At 71.0% G+C, this 17,437-nt stretch carries 16 protein-coding genes; 2 read left to right on the top strand and 14 right to left on the bottom strand.

Going from position 1 to position 17,437, the window contains the following annotated elements:
• The 11 genes from AB0J39_RS17775 to AB0J39_RS17725 form a co-directional block, all read right to left on the bottom strand.
• On the bottom strand, positions 1–1,080 hold a 1,080-nt coding region (locus tag AB0J39_RS17775), incomplete at its 3' end, for a thymidine phosphorylase (protein WP_363465689.1).
• Positions 1,081–1,090: 10 nt separating this feature from the next.
• A complete protein-coding gene (locus AB0J39_RS17770) occupies positions 1,091–1,480 on the bottom strand; it encodes a cytidine deaminase (protein ID WP_363465686.1) in 390 nt (129 codons plus the stop codon).
• Positions 1,477–2,748 carry an ABC transporter permease gene (locus AB0J39_RS17765; protein WP_363465683.1) on the bottom strand — a complete coding sequence of 424 codons (1,272 nt, stop codon included), beginning with the start codon at positions 2,746–2,748 and terminating at the stop codon, positions 1,477–1,479. The genes AB0J39_RS17770 and AB0J39_RS17765 overlap by 4 nt, the downstream gene beginning before the upstream one ends.
• 49 nt (positions 2,749–2,797) lie before the next feature.
• Positions 2,798–3,928, bottom strand: coding sequence for an ABC transporter permease (locus AB0J39_RS17760; protein ID WP_363465680.1), 1,131 nt, complete (start codon positions 3,926–3,928; stop codon positions 2,798–2,800).
• On the bottom strand, positions 3,925–5,460 hold the full coding sequence (locus AB0J39_RS17755) for an ABC transporter ATP-binding protein (RefSeq protein ID WP_363465697.1): 1,536 nt from the start codon (positions 5,458–5,460) through the stop codon (positions 3,925–3,927). Before AB0J39_RS17755 ends, AB0J39_RS17760 begins: the two co-directional genes overlap by 4 nt.
• Before the next feature lie 101 nt (positions 5,461–5,561).
• The gene (locus AB0J39_RS17750; RefSeq protein ID WP_363465677.1) at positions 5,562–6,635 is read right to left on the bottom strand and encodes a BMP family ABC transporter substrate-binding protein; all 1,074 of its coding nucleotides are present in this window, start codon (positions 6,633–6,635) and stop codon (positions 5,562–5,564) included.
• A gap of 168 nt (positions 6,636–6,803) precedes the next feature.
• On the bottom strand, positions 6,804–7,832 hold the full coding sequence (locus tag AB0J39_RS17745) for a BMP family ABC transporter substrate-binding protein (RefSeq protein ID WP_363465674.1): 1,029 nt from the start codon (positions 7,830–7,832) through the stop codon (positions 6,804–6,806).
• Between the two features lie 95 nt (positions 7,833–7,927).
• A complete protein-coding gene (locus AB0J39_RS17740; RefSeq protein WP_363465672.1) occupies positions 7,928–9,361 on the bottom strand; it encodes a serine/threonine-protein kinase in 1,434 nt (477 codons plus the stop codon).
• A 10-nt stretch (positions 9,362–9,371) separates the two neighbouring features.
• Positions 9,372–10,556 (bottom strand): amidohydrolase, encoded by a 1,185-nt coding sequence (locus AB0J39_RS17735; RefSeq protein WP_363465694.1) that lies wholly within the window; start codon positions 10,554–10,556, stop codon positions 9,372–9,374.
• Between the two features lie 295 nt (positions 10,557–10,851).
• Positions 10,852–12,024 carry a glutamate--cysteine ligase gene (locus AB0J39_RS17730; protein ID WP_363465670.1) on the bottom strand — a complete coding sequence of 391 codons (1,173 nt, stop codon included), beginning with the start codon at positions 12,022–12,024 and terminating at the stop codon, positions 10,852–10,854.
• 65 nt (positions 12,025–12,089) lie between these two features.
• A complete protein-coding gene (locus tag AB0J39_RS17725) occupies positions 12,090–12,290 on the bottom strand; it encodes a hypothetical protein (RefSeq protein ID WP_363465667.1) in 201 nt (66 codons plus the stop codon).
• Between the two features lie 94 nt (positions 12,291–12,384).
• Here AB0J39_RS17725 and AB0J39_RS17720 point away from each other — a divergent pair, with 94 nt between their 5' ends.
• The gene (locus AB0J39_RS17720; protein WP_363465664.1) at positions 12,385–13,656 is read left to right on the top strand and encodes a D-alanyl-D-alanine carboxypeptidase; all 1,272 of its coding nucleotides are present in this window, start codon (positions 12,385–12,387) and stop codon (positions 13,654–13,656) included.
• A gap of 34 nt (positions 13,657–13,690) precedes the next feature.
• On the opposite strand, the gene AB0J39_RS17715 is transcribed toward AB0J39_RS17720, so the two are convergent.
• Complete coding sequence (locus tag AB0J39_RS17715) at positions 13,691–14,554, bottom strand: SDR family oxidoreductase (RefSeq protein ID WP_363465661.1); 864 nt, start codon at positions 14,552–14,554, stop codon at positions 13,691–13,693.
• A gap of 123 nt (positions 14,555–14,677) precedes the next feature.
• Between AB0J39_RS17715 and AB0J39_RS17710 the strand changes: the two genes are divergently transcribed.
• Positions 14,678–15,283, top strand: coding sequence for a TetR/AcrR family transcriptional regulator (locus AB0J39_RS17710; protein ID WP_363465658.1), 606 nt, complete (start codon positions 14,678–14,680; stop codon positions 15,281–15,283).
• 35 nt (positions 15,284–15,318) lie between these two features.
• Here AB0J39_RS17710 and AB0J39_RS17705 read toward each other — a convergent pair whose 3' ends face one another.
• Both AB0J39_RS17705 and trpS read right to left on the bottom strand, forming a co-directional pair.
• Entirely contained in the window at positions 15,319–16,281 is a 963-nt protein-coding gene (locus AB0J39_RS17705) for a YihY/virulence factor BrkB family protein (RefSeq protein WP_363465655.1), read from the bottom strand.
• A gap of 79 nt (positions 16,282–16,360) precedes the next feature.
• Entirely contained in the window at positions 16,361–17,374 is a 1,014-nt protein-coding gene (trpS, locus tag AB0J39_RS17700; protein ID WP_363465653.1) for a tryptophan--tRNA ligase, read from the bottom strand.
• Positions 17,375–17,437 lie beyond the last annotated feature (63 nt).

Here is a 17,437-nt window from a genome sequence, read left to right as displayed (position 1 = left end):
CTTGCGGGCCCGCCCGGCCCCGAGGCGCCAGGCCGCCAGGCCGACCTTGAGCGCGTCGAGCGTGCGCAGCGTGCCCGAGACGGGGGCGGTGACCACGGCCGACTCGGCCGCCTTCGGCAGCGGCGCGTCCGGGTCTCCGCCCTGGGCGACGATCATGCGCCGCCAGGCGTCCATCGCCGAGCCGTCCTTCAGCGCCTCCTCGGGATCCCTGGCGCCCGGCACCCCGGCGGCCTCCAGCATCTCCCGGGCCAGCCGCACGGTGAGCTCGACCACGTCGGCGGGGCCGCCGCCGACGAGCACCTCGACGGACTCCTCGACCTCCAGCGCGTTGCCCACCTTCAGGCCCAGCGGCCGGTCCATGGCCGTCAGCAGGGCGACCGTGCGCACCCCGGCGTCGGTGCCGAGCTCGACCATCGTCCGGGCCAGTTCGCGCGCGTCGTCCACGTTCTTCATGAACGCGCCCGAGCCGGCCTTCACGTCGAGCACGAGCGAGCCCGTGCCCTCGGCGATCTTCTTGGACATGATCGATGAGGCGATCAGCGGGATCGACTCGACCGTGCCGGTCACGTCCCGCAGCGCGTAGAGCTTCTTGTCCGCCGGGGCGAGGCCCGCGCCAGCCGCGCAGACGACCGCCCCGGCCGAGCGGATCACGTCGAGCATCTCGTCGTTCGACAGGGACGCCCGCCAGCCGGGGATCGACTCCAGCTTGTCCAGCGTGCCGCCGGTGTGCCCGAGGCCGCGCCCGGACAGCTGCGGCACGTACGCGCCGCAGGCGGCGACGAGCGGAGCCAGCGGCAGGGTGATCTTGTCACCGACCCCGCCAGTGGAGTGCTTGTCGGCCGTGGGCCGGTCGAGGGAGGACCAGTCCATCCGCTCCCCCGACCTGATCATGGCCTGGGTCCAGTCCGCGATCTCCCTGCGGTTCATGCCGTTGAGCAGGATCGCCATCAGCAGCGCCGACATCTGCTCGTCGGCCACCTCGCCCCGCGTGTACGCGTCGATCACCCAGTCGATCTGGGCGGTCGACAGCTCACCGCGGTCGCGCTTGGCGATGATGACCTCGATCGCGTCGAACCCCACACTTCCCCCTTTATCGCGACAGATCGTCGGGGCCGAAGGCGAACGGCAGGAAGTCGGCCATCCGCATCGGCCCCTCGGGCGTCTCCACCAGCAGGTCCGGCCCGCCGTGCTCGAACAGCAGCTGGCGGCAGCGGCCGCACGGCATCAGCAGCTCGCCGTGGCCGTCCACACAGGTGAAGGCCACCAGCCGGCCGCCGCCGCTCGCGTGCAGCGCCGAGACGAGCCCGCACTCGGCGCACAGCCCCACGCCGTACGACGCGTTCTCCACGTTGCAGCCGGTCACGACCCGGCCGTCGTCAACGAGCGCCGCCGCCCCCACGGGGAACTTCGAGTACGGCGCGTACGCGTGGGTCATGGCCTCGCGGGCCGCGACCCGCAGCGCCTCCCAGTCGATGCTCATTTCGCCTGCCCCCTTCGATACGGGACGCCGTCCGCCGCCGGCATGCGCAGCCGCTGCGAGGCCAGCGACAGCACCAGGAGCGTGGTCAGGTGGGGGGTGAACGACGTGAACTGCTCCGGCACGGTGTCCGTCGCCGCGAAGACCACGTACACCGCGATCGCCACGACCCCGGTGATCAGGGCCGCGACCCCGCGCCGCTGCCGTACGAGCTGGTAGACCGCCACAGCGGCGAGCAGCAGCGCGACGACCAGCAGCAGCGCGTGCACCGAGATGCCACCCTGACGGAGCTGGAGGGCGTCGGTGTAGCCGAACAGCGCCGCGCCTCCGGCGAGCCCGCCCGGACGCCAGTTGCCGAAGATCATGGCGGCCAGGCCGATGTACCCGCGACCGCCCGTCTGCCCGTCCCGGTAGATGCCCGCCGCCACGATCGACAGGAACGCGCCGCCGAGCCCGGCGAGCACACCGGAGACGATCACGGCCGCCCACTTGTACAGGTAGACGTTGACGCCCAGCGACTCCGCCGCGACCGGACGCTCGCCGCACGCCCGCAGGCGCAGGCCGAACGGCGTGCGCCACAGGATGTAGAACGACAGCGGGATCAGCAGGATCGCCAGGATCGTGAACCAGGACACGCCCTGGGTGATGCCCCGCAGCACGCCCGCGAAGTCCGACAGGACGAACCAGTGCTTGGCCTCGACGGTCCGCAGCGGGTCGTCGAGGAAGCCCAGGCTCACCGTGCCCATCTTGGGCAGCGGCGGCGAGTTCTTCGTCCCGCCGCCCGGCATGCCGTCGAAGACGAGCTGGGAGAGGTACTGGGTGAAGCCGACGCCGACGATGTTGATCGCCACGCCGGAGATGATGTGGTCGACGCCGAAGGTCACGGTGGCGACGGCGTGGATCACCGCGCCCAGCGCCCCGCCGACGGCGCCCGCGACCACGCCCGCCCAGGGGCTGTGGAACTGGAGGGCGCCCCAGGCGCCGAACCAGGTGCCGAGCACCATCATGCCTTCGAGACCGATGTTGACCACGCCGGCCCGCTCCGACCACAGACCGCCGAGACCGGCGAGCCCGATCGGCACGGCGAGACCGAGCGCGGCGCTGACCGTGCCCGCCGAGGTGATGTCGTTCGCCCCGGTCACCAGCCGCGCGACCGACAGCAGCACCACCAGCCCGGCCAGGCCGAGCAGGAGGACCGGCGCCGACAGCCGGAAGCGACGCGCCGGGGGTGTCTCGACCGGGCGGTCGACCGGGAGGTCCGTCGCCGTCATGCCGTCTCCTCGATTCCGTCCGGCCCGCCGCGTGCACCGTTCCGCTCGCTCATGCCGCCGCCTCCGCCTTCGGCGCCTGCGGCGGGGCGGCCAGCTCGCGGCTCACCCTGCGTTGCTCCGCGACGATGCGATAGCGGTGGACCAGCTCGTACGCGATGATCACGGAGAGCACGACGACGCCCTGCATGATCTGGACGATCTCCTTGGAGATGTCCAGCAGCTGGAGCTGGTTGGACGAGTTGTCCAAGAAGCTCCACAGCAGCGCGCCGACCGCCATGCCGACCGGATTGTTGCGGCCGAGCAGGGCGATCGCGATGCCCGTGAAGCCGAGGCCGGCCGGGAAGTTGTTGCTGTACTTGTAGGAGGCGCCGAGCAGCTCCGGCATCCCGATCAGACCGGCGACCGCCCCCGACATGACCATCGTGACGACGATCATCTTCTTCACGCTGACGCCGCTGGCCACCGCCGCGGACTCGGACTTGCCGGTCGCCCGCAGCTCGAAGCCGAACCGGGTGCGGTTGAGCACGACCCAGTACGCGACGCCGAGCAGGACCGCGACCACGATGAAGCCGTTGACCAGCACCGGCGTGCCGGCGATGAGCGGGATGCCCGGCATGTGCGCGTCGTCGGGGATGGGCCTGGTGCCGAGGTCGTTGCCGGTCAGCACGCCGAAGTGCTCGCTGACCAGCCACGAGCCGAGGCCGGTGGCGATCGCGTTCAGCATGATGGTCGAGATGACCTCGCTGACGCCCCGGTAGACCCGGAGCAGGCCGGCGATCGCGGCCCACAGGGCGCCGACGACCACCGCGACGACGATCACGAGGACGATGTTGAGCACGCCGGGCACCACAGCGGCGCCGCCGAGCCCGGCGGCGACCACGGCCGCGAGCCGATACTGGCCGTCCACGCCGATGTTGAAGAGGTTCATCCGGAAGCCGACGGCCACCGCGAGCGCGGAGATGTAGTACATGACCCCGGTGTTGAGGATCATGGCCATCGACCGCGGCTGGGTGCCGTAGTCCGCGAGCGTGGTGAACGCCTCGACCGGATCGCTGCCCGCGATCAGCAGGACCACCGAGGTGATCAGCACCGCGAAGGCGACCGCGATTATCGGCGCGGCGACGGCGAGCCAGCCGCCCAGCCGCACCCGGCCGAGCAGCCGGTCGACGAACCCGTTCATACGCCCTCCCCGGCGCCGGTCATCGCCGAGCCCAGTTGCTCGGGGGTCACGTTGGCAGGATCGACGTCGGCGACGATCCTGCCGCGCAGGATCACCTTGAGCGTGTCGGACAGCCCGATCAGCTCGTCGAGGTCCGCGGAGATGAGCAGCACGGCCAGCCCGGCGGCGCGCGCGGTGCGCAGGTGGTCCCAGATCGCCGCCTGCGCGCCGATGTCCACGCCCCGGGTGGGGTGGCTGGCGATCAGCAGCACGGGGTCGCCGCTCATCTCCCGCCCGACGATCAGCTTCTGCTGGTTGCCGCCCGACAGCGTGGCCGCGTCCACGTCGATGCCGGGGGTGCGCACGTCGTACTCCTCGACGATGCGCCGTGTGTCGGCCCGCGCGCCGGCGCGGTCGATCCACGGGCCCTTGACGTTCGGTTTGCGCGTCTGGTGCCCGAGGATGCGGTTCTCCCACAGCGGCGACTCCAGCAGCAGGCCGTGCCGGTGGCGGTCCTCGGGGATGTAGCCGATGCCGCCCGCGCGCCGCTGCAGGGTCGACCACTGGGAGATGTCGGCGCCGCCGAGGGTGAGCGTGGCGACCTCACACGGGCGCATGCCCATGATCGCCTCGACCAGTTCCGCCTGCCCGTTGCCCTCGACGCCCGCGATGCCGAGCACCTCGCCCTTGCGGATGTCGAAGCTCACGTTCTCGACCACCGGCCGCCCGTCGCCGGTGCGCACGGTCAGGTCGCGTACGGACAGGGCGACGACGTCGGTGACGGTCGACTCGCGGGTCTCGGGGCTGGGCAGCTCGCTGCCGACCATCAGCTCGGCGAGCTTTCGGGAGGTCACGTCCTTGGGGTCCACGGTCGCCACGGTGGTGCCGCGCCGGATCACGGTGATCTCGTCGGCCACCCGGAGGACCTCGTCCAGCTTGTGGGAGATGAACAGGATCGTCAGCCCCTCGCGGACCAGTCCGCGCAGGTTGTCGAACAGCTCCTCGACCTCGTGGGGCACGAGCACGGCGGTCGGCTCGTCCAGGATCAGGATGCGGGCGCCCCGGTAGAGCACCTTGAGGATCTCCACCCGCTGGCGGTCGCCGACGCCCAGGTCCTCGACCGGCACGTCGGGCCGTACGCCCAGGCCGTACGCGTCGGAGATCTCCTTGATCTTCTTGCGCGCGGCGGTGAAGTCGAGGGCGACGCCGCCGCGGCGCGGCTCGCTGCCCAGGACCACGTTCTCCAGCACGGTCAGGTTGTCCGCCAGCATGAAGTGCTGGTGGACCATGCCGATGCCCGCGTCGATCGCGTCGCCGGGGGTGTGGAACCCCACGGGCTTCCCGTTGACGCGGATCTCCCCCTCGTCGGGGCGCTGCATCCCGTACAGGATCTTCATCAGCGTGGACTTCCCCGCGCCGTTCTCGCCGACGAGGGCGTGGATGTGCCCTTTGGCGACGCGGAGGTGGATGTCGCTGTTGGCGACGACTCCCGGGAACCTCTTGGTGATCCCGGTGAGCTCTACTGCGGGTTCCGTAGCGGTCGCGGCGGTAATGTCGGCCTCCTCCTCGCGGAGTGCCCGGTGACGGTCAAGTGGTAGTGAGCGTAGAGCAAAGGGCCCGGAGCGGGTGCCTCCGGGCCCCTTGATTACGCAGGTCAGGACGTCGGGACCGAGATCTCGCCGTTAATGATCTTCTGCTTGTACTCGTCGATCTTCGACTTGATGTCGTCGATCTTGCCGCCGGTCGTGGAGTAGTCCACGCCGCCCGCCTTGAGGTCGTAGACGGACGGGCCCGACTTGACGGCGCCGGTGGTGTAGTTCTTCAGGAAGTCGAAGACCGCCACGTCGACCTTCTTGATCATCGAGGTGATGATCACGTCCTTGAAGTCGGCGTACGCCGGGAGCGCCGCCTGGTCGGAGTCGACGCCGATGGCCGTCGCGTTCGCGGCCTTGGCCGCCTCGAAGACGCCCGCGCCGGAACCGCCGGCCGCCTGGTAGACCACGTCCGCGCCGGCGTCGTACATGCCCTGCGCGGCCGTCTTGCCCTTGGCCGGGTCACCGAAGCCGCCGAAGTCCGGGGGCTGGGTGAGGTACTTGCTCTGGATCTTGATGTCCGACTTGACGGCCTTCGCGCCGGCCTCGAAGCCCGCCTCGAACTTGTGGATCAGCGGCACGTCGACGCCGCCCACGAAGCCGACGTTGCCCTTCTCGGACTTGAGCGCCGCCGCGACGCCGACCAGGAACGACCCCTGCTCCTCGGCGAACATCAGGTTCGAGATGTTGTCGCCCTTGGCGGCGTCGTCGTCCACGATGGCGAACTTGACGTCGGGGAACTCCTTGGCGACCTTCGCCACGGAACCCGAGTAGGCGAAGCCCACCGCGATGACCGGGTTGTAACCCCCGGAGGCGAGCAGGCGCAGCCGCTCCTCCTTCTGGGCGTCGGTCTCGCCCGCGGTCGCCTCAAGCTCCTTCTTCTCGACCTTGAGCTCCGCCGCGGCCTTGTCCAGACCGGCCGCGGCCGCGTCGTTGAAGGAACCGTCGCCGCGGCCGCCGATGTCGTACGCCAGGCCGACCTTGGTCTGCGCGGCGGCGGGCGCGGAGGACGCGCCGGCGCCGGCCGAGGCCTCGGTCGTGGTGCCGTTGTCGCCACCTCCACACGCGGCGGCGGCCATGAGCAAGGCACCGCCCGCGGTGGCGGCGGCCAGTCTGCTGATTCGATTGTGGAGCAAGGTCGTGACTCCCCTTCCGTTCCCCGCCCGTCTGACTCTCGTCGCACGCACGCAGGAACGCACGGCAACCCTGCACGGAAGATAGTTGTTTGACCTGCATAGACCAAACCCGCACACCAGTCCGCAACATGTCCGTTATTGAGCTCAGGCCGCACCGTGACCGGGGCGTCAGCCTGGGGAAACCTTGACCCTGCCGTGGATGATCTCCTGCTTGAGCTGCTCCAGGCGCGGCTGGATGTCCGTGATGTGGCCGCCGGTGAGGGTGTAGTCGACACCGCCGAGCTTCAGGTCGTACACCACAGGACCGCTGGTGACGGTGCGGTCGGCCACGTCGGCGAGGTAGTCGTAGACCGCGACGTCGATCCGTTTGATCATCGAGGTCAGGATCACGTCGCGCACGGCGGGGTCGGCGGTCTTGGCCTGGTCGTAGTCGACGCCGATCGCCCATGCCCCGGCGTCCTTCGCCTCGCGGAACACCCCGGCCCCCGAGGCCCCGGCCACCTGGTAGACCACGCCGGCGCCCGCGCGGTACATGCGCCGGGCGGCCCTGCGCGCCTTCGCCGGGCTCTCGAATCCGCGCAGGTCGTGGGGGCCGGTGAGATAGACGATCCTGATCCGCGCCCGCGGGTTCACGTGCTTCACACCCTGGACGTAGCCGGCCTCGAACTTCCTGACCAGGGGGGAGCGATTGCCCCCGACGAAGCCGACGTCGCCGGTGCGTGACTTCATGGCCGCCGCAGCACCCATGAGGAACGAGCCCTGCTCCTCGGCGAACAGCAGGTTCGTGATGTTGGGACCCGACACGGACGGCTCGTCCAGGATGGCGAACCGCGTCCGGGGGAACCGCGGGGCGATCCGCCTCAGCGCCGGGGCGTACGAGTAGCCGACGGCGACGATCGGGTCGTACCCGGCCTCGGCGAGCGCCCGCACCCGCTCCACCTTCCGGCGGGCGGGCTCGCCCCGCGCGGCCGCCACCTCCTTCACCCGCATGCCGCTCAGGTTGCGCATGGCCTCGTCGATCCCGGCGGCCGCGGCGTCGTTGTACGACTTGTCGCCCCGTCCACCGATGTCGTACGCGAGCCCGACCCGCAGCGGGCCGGTGCGTGGCGGCGCGGCGTCCGCCCCGCCGTGGCATCCCGCCCCGGCGGCGACGACGACGGCGACGACGCCCGCCGTCACCGCCCGGAACGCCCGCAATCGGACCTCCTAACCAGGGTGGTCCTACTGTCCGCGATACCCCTCGGCGAGGGCCGAGAACGCGCCGCGTCTCTGACAGGTTTATTCCATTTGAGTTAGTTTGCTCGGGTGATGGATCCCGAATAGCGGGCGGCCTCTTCCCCTTCGCGCGTCACCTCGAAGCCGGCGGCGTTCTCGCCCCGCCAGGTGATCGTGACGTTTCCCGGATGACAGGCGTCGCCTCTCACCCGGTCGAGGGTCAGCACGAGCACCGCGTCCGACCCGCCGGCGGGGGTGAGACGGCCGGAGCAGTGCAGGTCGGCGCCCCACCGCATCCGCTCCGGCTCCGCGAGACGGATCTCGACCGGGAAGACCCGGCCGGCCGAGGGGTGGGTGGCGACACCTGTCCAGGTCCCGTCGAGGCGCCCGGGCCCGCGGTCCGTCAGCGCCCACGCGACGCCCAGCAGGGCGAGGACGGCGACCACGGCGATCGAGGCGGCCGGTGCGACCACGCGCGCCCGCCCGGGACGCCGTCCGCCGGTCCGGCCCTGCGCCACCCGCTCAGGCTCCGTACGGTCGGGCTCCGTACGGTCGGGCTCCGTCCGCTCGGGTCCGGCCGGATCCGGCCCGATGGCAGGAGGCCCGGGAGGATTCGGCACGGCAGGGCTCGGCACGGAAGTGTCCGGCACGGCCGGACCTGGTCGCTCCGGGGCCCGGCCGAGCAGGGCGCTCAGCACCTGTGCCGCGTCCGGCCGGTCGGCCGGTTCCGCGGCCAGGCACGCCACGACCAGGTCCTTCAGCAGGCCGGTGAGCGGCCCGAGGTCCGGCGTGCCGTACAGGATGCGGGCCATCACGGCCGCGTGCGTGTCACCGGTGTAGGCCTGCCTGCCGCTCGCCGCGTAGACGAGCGTGAGCGCCCAACAGAACAGGTCCGCCGCCGGCCCCGCGGGCCGCCCCCGCAGCTGCTCGGGGGCGATGTAGGCCGGGGTGCCGACCGGGTCTCCCGTCGTGGCGGTGGCGTCGGCGAGGCGGGAGATGCCGAAGTCGACGACCCGCAGCCCGTCGGAGCCGAGGAGCACGTTGCCCGGCTTGAAGTCGCGGTGGACGACCCCCGCCCGGTGGATCGCGGCCAGCGCGGTGGCCGTCTGCACGGCGATTCGGTCGAGGTCGCCGCCCGTCCGCGGGCCCGCCGCCCGCACGTGCTCGCGCAGCGACGGGCCGTCGACGTACTCGCTCACGATGTACGGCCGGTCGCCGTCCAGATCGGCGTCGAGGACCTGTGCGGTGCAGAAGGGCGCCACCCGGCGCACCGCCTCGATCTCCCGGGCGAACGCGCGCCGGGCGGGAGCGTCGTCGAGCCGTGCGTGCAGGAGCTTCACGGCCACCGGCCCGCCCGACGCGCCGGCCGCGCCGAGGAAGACGACTCCCTGGCCGCCTGCGCCGAGGCGGCCGGTGAGGCGGTAGTCCCCGAGGTGGCGGGGGTCTTCCGGGCGCAGGGGGGATGCGCCGGGCACAGGCGGCGTACGGCCCGGCGGGGTCGGCCGGTTCAACGGACGAGGGTCAGCGGGCGCCGCCCCACAGCGCGGTCAGCGCCGTGGCGGCGAGGACCTTGACGCCGATCCCGATCGCCCGCTCGTCGACGTCGAACTGCGGACGGTGGAGGTCGACCTCGTCGACGGCTCCCACCGGCCGGGTGCCCAGCCGGGCGAGCGCGCCGGGCACCGACTCGAGGTACCAGGAGAAGTCCTCACCGCCGAGGCTCTGCGGCGTGGGCACGGCCGCCCCGTCGCCGACGATCTGATTCACCGCGTCGTGCAGCATCTGGATGCTGGTGGCCTCGTTCACCGTGGGCGGAGTGCCGCGCCGGTAGTCGATCTCGGCGTCCACGCCGTACGCGCCGGCGACCGAGTCGAGCAGGGTCTTGACCATGTCGGGGGCCTGGTGCCAGGCCTCCTCGTCGAGCGACCTCACCGTGCCCTGCGCGACCCCGACATCCGGGATCGCGTTGGCCACCGAGCCCGCGGAGATCTGACCCCACACGAGGCTGAGGCTGGAACGGGGGTCCACGCGGCGTGACAGCGCGGCCGGCAACTCGGTGACGATCTTGCTGAGCGCGTAGACGAGGTCCACGGTCAGGTGCGGCCGGGCGGTGTGCCCGCCAGGACCCGCGACCCGGATGCGCAGGCTGTCGCAGGATCCGGTGATCGGGCCGGTCCGCAGGCCGACGTGGCCGACGTCGAGACGCGGGTCGCAGTGCACCGCGAAGATGCGGTCGACCTCGTTCAGGCCGCCGTCGCGCATGACCTCCAGCGCGCCGCCCGCGACCTCCTCGGCGGGCTGGAAGATCAGCCGTACCCGGCCGGGGAGGGCTCCCGCGTCGGCCTGCGACGCCAGGAACAGCCCCGCGCCGAGGACGACCGCCGTGTGCACGTCGTGACCGCAGGCGTGGCACGCGTTCGAGTTCGTCGAGCGGTAGGGGACGTCCTTCTCGTCCTCCATGGGCAGCGCGTCGATGTCCGCGCGCAGGGCGACAGTGGGGCCCTCGTCCCGGCCCATGTCCACCCACAGGCCGGTGCCGCGCGACAGCGGGTGCGGGGTGAGCCCGGCGTCCGTCAGCCGCTCAGCGATCTTCTCGGTCGTGCGATGCTCGCTGAAGGCGATCTCCGGGTGCGCGTGTACGTCGCGCCGGAACTCGATCAGCTCATCGTTGTGCCCGCGAAGGAATTCCGCCAGTTGCCCGGCCAGGTCGCTACTTCCCGGCACGGCCGCGTCCGGCGCTGCGAGCTTCGATGAGGTGGCCACGGAACTTCCCTTCTCCGGCGAGCCGTCCCGCCACGGGTCGCCGGATCACCATATGATCACGCAAAGTCACAGAAAAAGCCCAAAAGGGTCGAGCGGGCGCCTCGCCTCCACCGACCCTTCATTCACAATCCTTTCACGCCGCGACCCTCCGATACGGCGAATTGCCCAGTATTTACACCGGCCTCCGCACGTTGTCAGAACTGAGGCACTGTTGCCGGACATGTCAGGCCCTACCCAGTCAGCTGCCCGATTGTCCGATCTCGCGGTTGGGGTTCGAGGTCACGAACCTGTCCTCCGCGAGCTCGACGAGCGTGGCGTCGACCACGTCCTGGAGGGTCCCTCCGTCGGCGAGGATCGCGCGCTGGCGCTCGGATGAGCTGCCCTGCTCCAGCACCTCGGTCACGACCGCCAGTTCGTCGACGCAGCCGAGCCGCTCGGCGACCGGTTCGAGTTCGCGCTGAAGTTCATACAATACGTCGCGCACCGGCGCCGTGCTGCCATGGTCGTCGGTGATGACGTCCGCGTCGAGGCCGTACCGCGTGGCGCGCCACTTGTTGTCGCGCACCACCCACGCCGCCGGATGCGGCAGCTTGTAGCCCCGGTCGAGCTGCTGGTCGAACTGCTGCACGAGGCACTGGGACAGCGCCGTCACCATGCCCACCTCGCGCGGCGTCGGGATCCCGTCGAACATCCTGATCTCGATCGTGCCGAAGTCGGGATGCGGCCGGATGTCCCACCACACCTCCTTGATGCTGCGGATCGTGCCCGCCCGCATCAGCGTGTCCATGTACTCCTCGAACTCGGCCCAGTCCGCGAGAAGGTGCGGCGGCCCGGCCGTGGGCAGCGAGCCGAAGACGATGGCCCGGCTCGACGCCAGCCCGGTGTCCTGCCCGCCCCAGTAAGGGCTGGAGGAGGTGAGCGCGAGGAAGTGCGGAAGGTACGCCGCGAGGGCGTTGACGATCGGGATGACCTTGTCCCGCTCCTTGACCCCCACGTGGACGTGCACGCCGAACGTCTGGATCCGCCAGGCGAGCCACTGCATCTCCTCGACCAGCTCCACGTAGCGCTGGCTGGGCGCGTAAACCGCGTCGCGCCAGTCGCTGATCGCGTGGGTCCCCGTGCAGGCGAGCCCCATGCCGCGCGGCTCGACGGCCTCGGCCAGCCGTCCGAGGCTCTTCTTCAGGTCCTGCACCGCCTCCGCCACGGTGTGGCAGACGTCCGTGACGATCTCGATCTGCGACTGCATGAGCTCGTGCATGGCCTTGGGCCGCTGCCCCTCACTGAGGTCGGGCACCGCGGCGAGCACCTCTTTGGCGTCCTGACGGAGATGACGCGTGTGCCTGTCGACGAGCTGAAGCTCCCACTCCACGCCGAGCGTCGCGCCACGCGAGGGATTGAAGTCGATCGCCAAAGCTTGCCTCCATCACGTTCGGTCCCGTGGCCACTCAGGTCACATCGGACAAGGTCGTTTCCAGGTCAGGCCCTACCCCTCATCCATCCCCGCACGCCGACGGCGCCGAGCGCCAGTGCCAGGAGGATGTTCACCGCGACGAGAATGCCGTGGACGACGTAGAAGGACGTCTCATGCCCGTCGGCGAGGTTGAAGCCGAGGTTGATCCATTCGAAGATCATGAACGCGGCGAGCGCCACGAGAAAGACCGATACACGTCTCGTCATGGCTCACAGTATCGGCGACCTCCCGCGTGGCCCTGTGGCATATGGGGCATATGTCGCTTCATGCGAAGGCAGTCGAGGCTAGGCTGAGCCACCTATGCGGACGAACCATCGTGTCCTCGCCGCCGCCGTGACGACGGCGGGGGTGCTGACGACGGCGCTGCTCGGCGCCCCTCCCGCCGCGGGCGCGCCGGCCGTGCCGGACCTGGCGTCGCGGGAGACCGGCACGGCCGTGGCGGAGAACGGCACGGGAAACGGCACCGTCGGCGGGGATTTGCTCGCCGGCCACGGGATCATCGCCCCCGCCGGAGTCAAGGCGCCGCCCAAGACCGAGGCCTCGTCGTACGTCGTCGCCGACGCCGAGACCGGCCAGGTGCTCGCGGCCAAGGACCCGCACGGGCACTACCTGCCGGCGAGCACGCTCAAGACGCTGACGGCCGTCACGCTGATCCCCAAGCTCGACAAGAACCGCAAGGTCAAGCCGAGCGAGGAGGCCTGCAACGTGGAGGGCAGCGCCGTCGGCATCGTCCCCGAGCCGATCTACAAGGTCGACGACCTCATGCGGGCCCTGCTCATGGTCTCCGGCAACGACGCGGCGGTCGCGCTCGCCGAGGCCAACGGCGGCCTGAAGAAGACCCTCGCCGACATGAACAAGGAGGCCCGCAGGCTCCAGGCGTACGACACGGTGGCCAAGACGCCGAACGGCCTGGACCAGCCGGGACAGCGCAGTTCGGCCTACGACCTCGCGCTGATCGCCCGGGCCGGGCTGGCGATGCCGGACTTCCGCGAGTATGTCAGCACGAAGGTCGCCAAGTTCCCCGCGCCCAAGGACTACCTGAAGAAGGACAAGAAGAAGCGCCGCGACGACGCCGAGGCCAGCGAGTCTCCCCGGCCCACCTACTACGAGATGGCCAACCACAACAGGCTCCTGGGACGCTACAAGGGCATGCTCGGCGTCAAGAACGGCTGGACGTCCAAGGCCCTCGGCAGCTTCGTGGGCGCGGCCAGGCGCGACGGTCACACCGTCATCGTCGCGATCATGCATCACCCCGGCGGTTTCTGGGAGGAGGTCTCCAAGCTGCTCGACTGGGGCTTCGCCGCGAGGGGCAAGGTGACCCCGATCGGACAGCTGGTCGCGCCCGTGCCCGACCCCAAGCCCTCGTCCTCCCCCCTGGCCGTACGGCCCGCCTCTCCGGCGCCGGGCGCGGACACGGCGGGGGCGGCCAGGGCCCGTGGCGAGGACCCCGCCGCGAAGAATTCGGGCGTGACCGCTCCCCTGCTGATCGGCGGCGGCGCCCTCGTGGTCCTCGCCGCCGGCGCCTACGGCCTGCGCAGACGGCGCAGGACGTCCGGCGACGCGGCCGGCTAGCGCCCCTCCCGCCGGTCTCCGCCCCGTCGCGGCACTACAGATCGGGAGGGGCGGGGATGGCGTGCTCGGCGGCGCGGCTGACCTCCTCCCAGCGCGCCCACGTCTCCATGCGCCGGCGGGAGACGTCGAAGGCCAGGTCGTAGGCCGTGCCGCCCAGCAGCAGGCGCAGCGGGGGGTCGTCACTGGCGACGAGCCTCAGCACGGCCTCGGCGGCCAGCCGGGGATCGCTGTCCACCGACCCCTCGGCCCACTGCTTCTCCAGCTCGGCCCGCAGCGGGGCGTAGTCCGGCAGCGGCGTGGTCGTGGTCATACCGGTGTACAGGCCGGTCCAGTAGCCGCCGGGCTCGACGATGGTGAGCTTGACCCCGAAGCCGGCGGCCTCCATCGCCAGCGCCTCGCTCATGCCCTCCAGGGCGAACTTGCTCGCGCTGTACAGCCCCGTGGTGGGGAAGCCGCCGAGCGCCCCGATGCTGGAGATCTGCACGATGTGCCCGGACCCCTGGGCGCGCAGACAGGGCAGGACGGCCTGACTGACCCACAGCGCGCCGAAGAAGTTCGTCTCCATCTGCGCTCGCGCCTCGGCCTCGGTGAACTCCTCGACCATCCCCATGGACAGGACGCCGGCGTTGTTCACCACGACGTCGAGCCGGCCGAAGCGCTCGGTCGCCCGGGCGACCGCCGCGAAGACCGCGGCGCGGTCGGTGACGTCCAGAGGGAGCACGAGCAGCCGGTCCTCGTATGCGGCGGCCAGGTCCTCCAGCGGCGCCACGGTCCTGGTCGCGGCGACCACCCGGTCCCCGGACTCCAGCGCGGCCCGGGCGAAGGCGCGGCCGAGGCCCCGTCCCGCCCCGGTGATGAACCAGACCCGTCCCGGGCCTGCGGTAGGCGGCGTACGCATGGCGGCTCCAATCGCAATCACTAAAACTAGACGAGACGTTTCGTCTTGCATACTGATCCTCGTGTCATCGCCGCACTTTGTCAAGACGGATCGTCTCGTCTCGCCTCTGGTAGGTTCGTGGCCATGACGGCACAGCACGGCACGGCCCCCGGCACCAGACGCCGCAGCGAGGCCTCGCGGCGGGCCATCCTCACCGCGGCGTTCGAACTCGTCGGCGAGGTCGGTTACGCGAAGCTGAGCATCGAGGGGATCGCCGCCCGGGCCGGGGTCGGCAAGCAGACCATCTACCGATGGTGGCCCTCGAAGGGAGCGGTGCTCTTCGACGCCTTCCTCATGCTCTCCGAGGGGGAAGGCGACTCGGCGGCCCTGCCCGACACCGGGGACCTGGAAGCCGACCTGAAGACGGTCCTGCGCGCCACCGTGGCCGAGCTGAACGACCCGCGGTACGACGAGCCGATGCGCGCGCTCAACACGGAGATCCTGCACGACCCGGCGCTCGCCGCGGCCTTTGCCGAACGGCTCGACCGGCCGATGAAGGAGCTGAAGAAGCAGCGGCTGCGCAGCGCGCAGCGAGCCGGGCAGCTGTCCGGCGGCCTCGACCTGGACGTCGCCGTCGAGATGCTGTGGGGACCGCTGCTCAACCGGTGGCTCCAGCGCAGCGGCCCGCTCACCCCCGAGTACGCCGACAGCGTCGTGGAGACCGCGCTCGACGGGTTGCGCCCGCGCTGAGGCGCGGTGAGTGAGGACGCGCCGAGGACGCGCGGTCAGGCGGGGCCGGCGGTGGGCGTGATCGCGGGTGACGGAAGCGGGGTGGGCTCGGGCGGCGGGCCGAGCGTGGCCGTCGCCGTCCACGCGGCGGCGTAGAGGATGACCCGGGCCGACAGGTTGATCCACAGCAGCAGCCCCACGACGACCGCGAACGTGCCGTACACCGGGTTGCGCAGGGTGGCGGCCAGGATCAGCGCCGCGAGCTGCTTGAGCACCCCGAAGCCGGCCGCGCCCAGCAGCGCGCCCTTGAGCACGACGAGGAACGGCTGCGACGGCTTGGCCACCCAGCCGAGGACGACCAGGAAGAGCAGCAGGTCGGCGACGAGGCTCGCGGCGATCCCGGCGACCCAGACCCCGGCGCCGGCCAGCGGCGAGGAGCCCAGGCCGAGCCATCCGGCGACCGTGCTCGTGGCCCCGGTGGCAAACCCGCTCGCGATCACCGAGATCAGCATGACGAGGCCCATGAGCACGAGCGCGACGAGGTCGCGGAGCTTGCCGAGGAAGTAGTTGAGCGGCGGCTCGCAGGTCATCCAGATGGTGCGCAGGGCCCCGCGCAGGGCGTCCATGGCGCCCAGCCCGGCGTACAGCAGGCCGAGCAGGCCGATGACCCCGGCCCTGATCCGGGCCCCGGCGAGCTGGTCGATGTGGAGCTGATCCGCGAGCCCGGGCAGCTGGCTGTTGATCGCCTCGGTGAGCGTGGCGAGCGCGTCCGGGCGGATCGTCACGACGTATCCGAACAGGGCGAACGCCAGCGCGATCACGGGGAAGAACGACAGGAACGCGAAATAGGTGATCGCGCCCGCCAGCCGGTCCCCCGCCTGCACCTGGTAACGCTGCACCGTCCGGATGAGGTGGTCGAGCCAGAGGAAGCGGATCCGGTCACGCTCGATCCGCATCCGGCCCCACGCGCGGACCGCGTCGACGCGCCGCGTGACCTGGTCGACCAGTCCCATCCCCATCGGCTTTGTCTACCCGGAGAAGGCGTCTCGATGCCTGCGGCGGACGCGCCCCGCAGCGGTGGGCGCGCTCGGGCGCCGTCTACTCGAAGTGCGGCGTGGGGAGAAGGCCGAGGCGCTCGCGGACCTGCTCCATCGTCTCGCGGGCCACCGCGCGGGCACGGGCGGCGCCCGCGACCAGCAGCCGGTCGAGTTCGGCCTCGTCGGCCAGCAGCTTCTCCGTACGCTCCCGGATCGGGGAGAACGTCTCGGTGACGGCCTCGGCGACCTCCTTCTTGAAGGCGCCGTATCCCTGCCCGGCGAACCGCGTCTCCAGCTCGGGGATCGGCGTGCCGGTCAGCGCGGACAGGATCCGCAGCAGGTTGGTGACGCCCGGCTTGTTCTCCTCGTCGGCGACGACCTCGCTGCCGGTGTCGGTCACCGCGCGCATGACCTTCTTGCGCAGGACGTTCGGCTCCTCGAGCACGTCGAGGATGCCCTGCGGGCTCGACGACGACTTGGACATCTTCGCGGTCGGGTCCTGGAGGTCGGTGATCTTCTCGACCTCCTTGAGGATGTACGGGCTCGGCACCTTGAACGTCTGGCCGTAGCGGCTGTTGAAGCGCTGCGCGAGGTCGCGGCTGAGCTCCAGGTGCTGCTTCTGGTCCACCCCGACCGGCACCTGGTCGGCCTGGTAGATCAGGATGTCGGCCGCCTGGAGGATGGGATAGGTGAACAGGCCGACGCTGGCCGAGCTCTCGCCGTACCGCGCGGACTTGTCCTTGAACTGCGTCATCCGCCCGGCCTCGCCCATGCCGGTCTGGCAGATCAGGTACCAGGCGAGCTCGCTGTGCTCGCGCACGTGGCTCTGCGCGAAGACCGCGGCGCGCTCCGGGTCGAGCCCCGCGCCGAACAGCTGGGCGGCGGCGATCCTGGTGCGCCGGCGCAGCTCCTCGGGCTTGGGCGCGACGGTCAGCGCGTGCAGGTCGGCGATGAAGAAGAAGGCCTCATGGGTGTCCTGCAGCGCGACGTACTGGCGGATGGCACCGAGATAGTTGCCCAGGTGGAACGAGTCTGCGGTGGGCTGGATACCGGACAGGACGCGAGCAAGAGCCATACGGCAATTCTGTCAGCAGTCGCGGGCTGCCCGCGACAAACGCGGCGCGGAGCGGGCTCAGCG

It is taken from the genome of Microbispora sp. NPDC049633 (assembly GCF_040675265.1).
GTDB lineage: Bacteria > Actinomycetota > Actinomycetes > Streptosporangiales > Streptosporangiaceae > Microbispora > Microbispora maris.
Note: the sequence above shows the minus strand (reverse complement) of the source record. Positions and strands in the feature narration are given on the sequence as shown.

What these genes read in the sequence shown, in the direction of transcription:
- AB0J39_RS17705 (WP_363465655.1), bottom strand. Translation starts at nt 16,281, where the DNA reads ATGGGGATGGGACTGGTCGACCAGGTCACGCGGCGCGTCGACGCGGTC.
- AB0J39_RS17760 (WP_363465680.1), bottom strand. Translation starts at nt 3,928, where the DNA reads ATGAACGGGTTCGTCGACCGGCTGCTCGGCCGGGTGCGGCTGGGCGGC.
- AB0J39_RS17715 (WP_363465661.1), bottom strand. Translation starts at nt 14,554, where the DNA reads ATGCGTACGCCGCCTACCGCAGGCCCGGGACGGGTCTGGTTCATCACC.
- AB0J39_RS17725 (WP_363465667.1), bottom strand. Translation starts at nt 12,290, where the DNA reads ATGACGAGACGTGTATCGGTCTTTCTCGTGGCGCTCGCCGCGTTCATG.
- AB0J39_RS17770 (WP_363465686.1), bottom strand. Translation starts at nt 1,480, where the DNA reads ATGAGCATCGACTGGGAGGCGCTGCGGGTCGCGGCCCGCGAGGCCATG.
- trpS (WP_363465653.1), bottom strand. Translation starts at nt 17,374, where the DNA reads ATGGCTCTTGCTCGCGTCCTGTCCGGTATCCAGCCCACCGCAGACTCG.
- AB0J39_RS17720 (WP_363465664.1), top strand. Translation starts at nt 12,385, where the DNA reads ATGCGGACGAACCATCGTGTCCTCGCCGCCGCCGTGACGACGGCGGGG.
- AB0J39_RS17765 (WP_363465683.1), bottom strand. Translation starts at nt 2,748, where the DNA reads ATGACGGCGACGGACCTCCCGGTCGACCGCCCGGTCGAGACACCCCCG.
- AB0J39_RS17710 (WP_363465658.1), top strand. Translation starts at nt 14,678, where the DNA reads ATGACGGCACAGCACGGCACGGCCCCCGGCACCAGACGCCGCAGCGAG.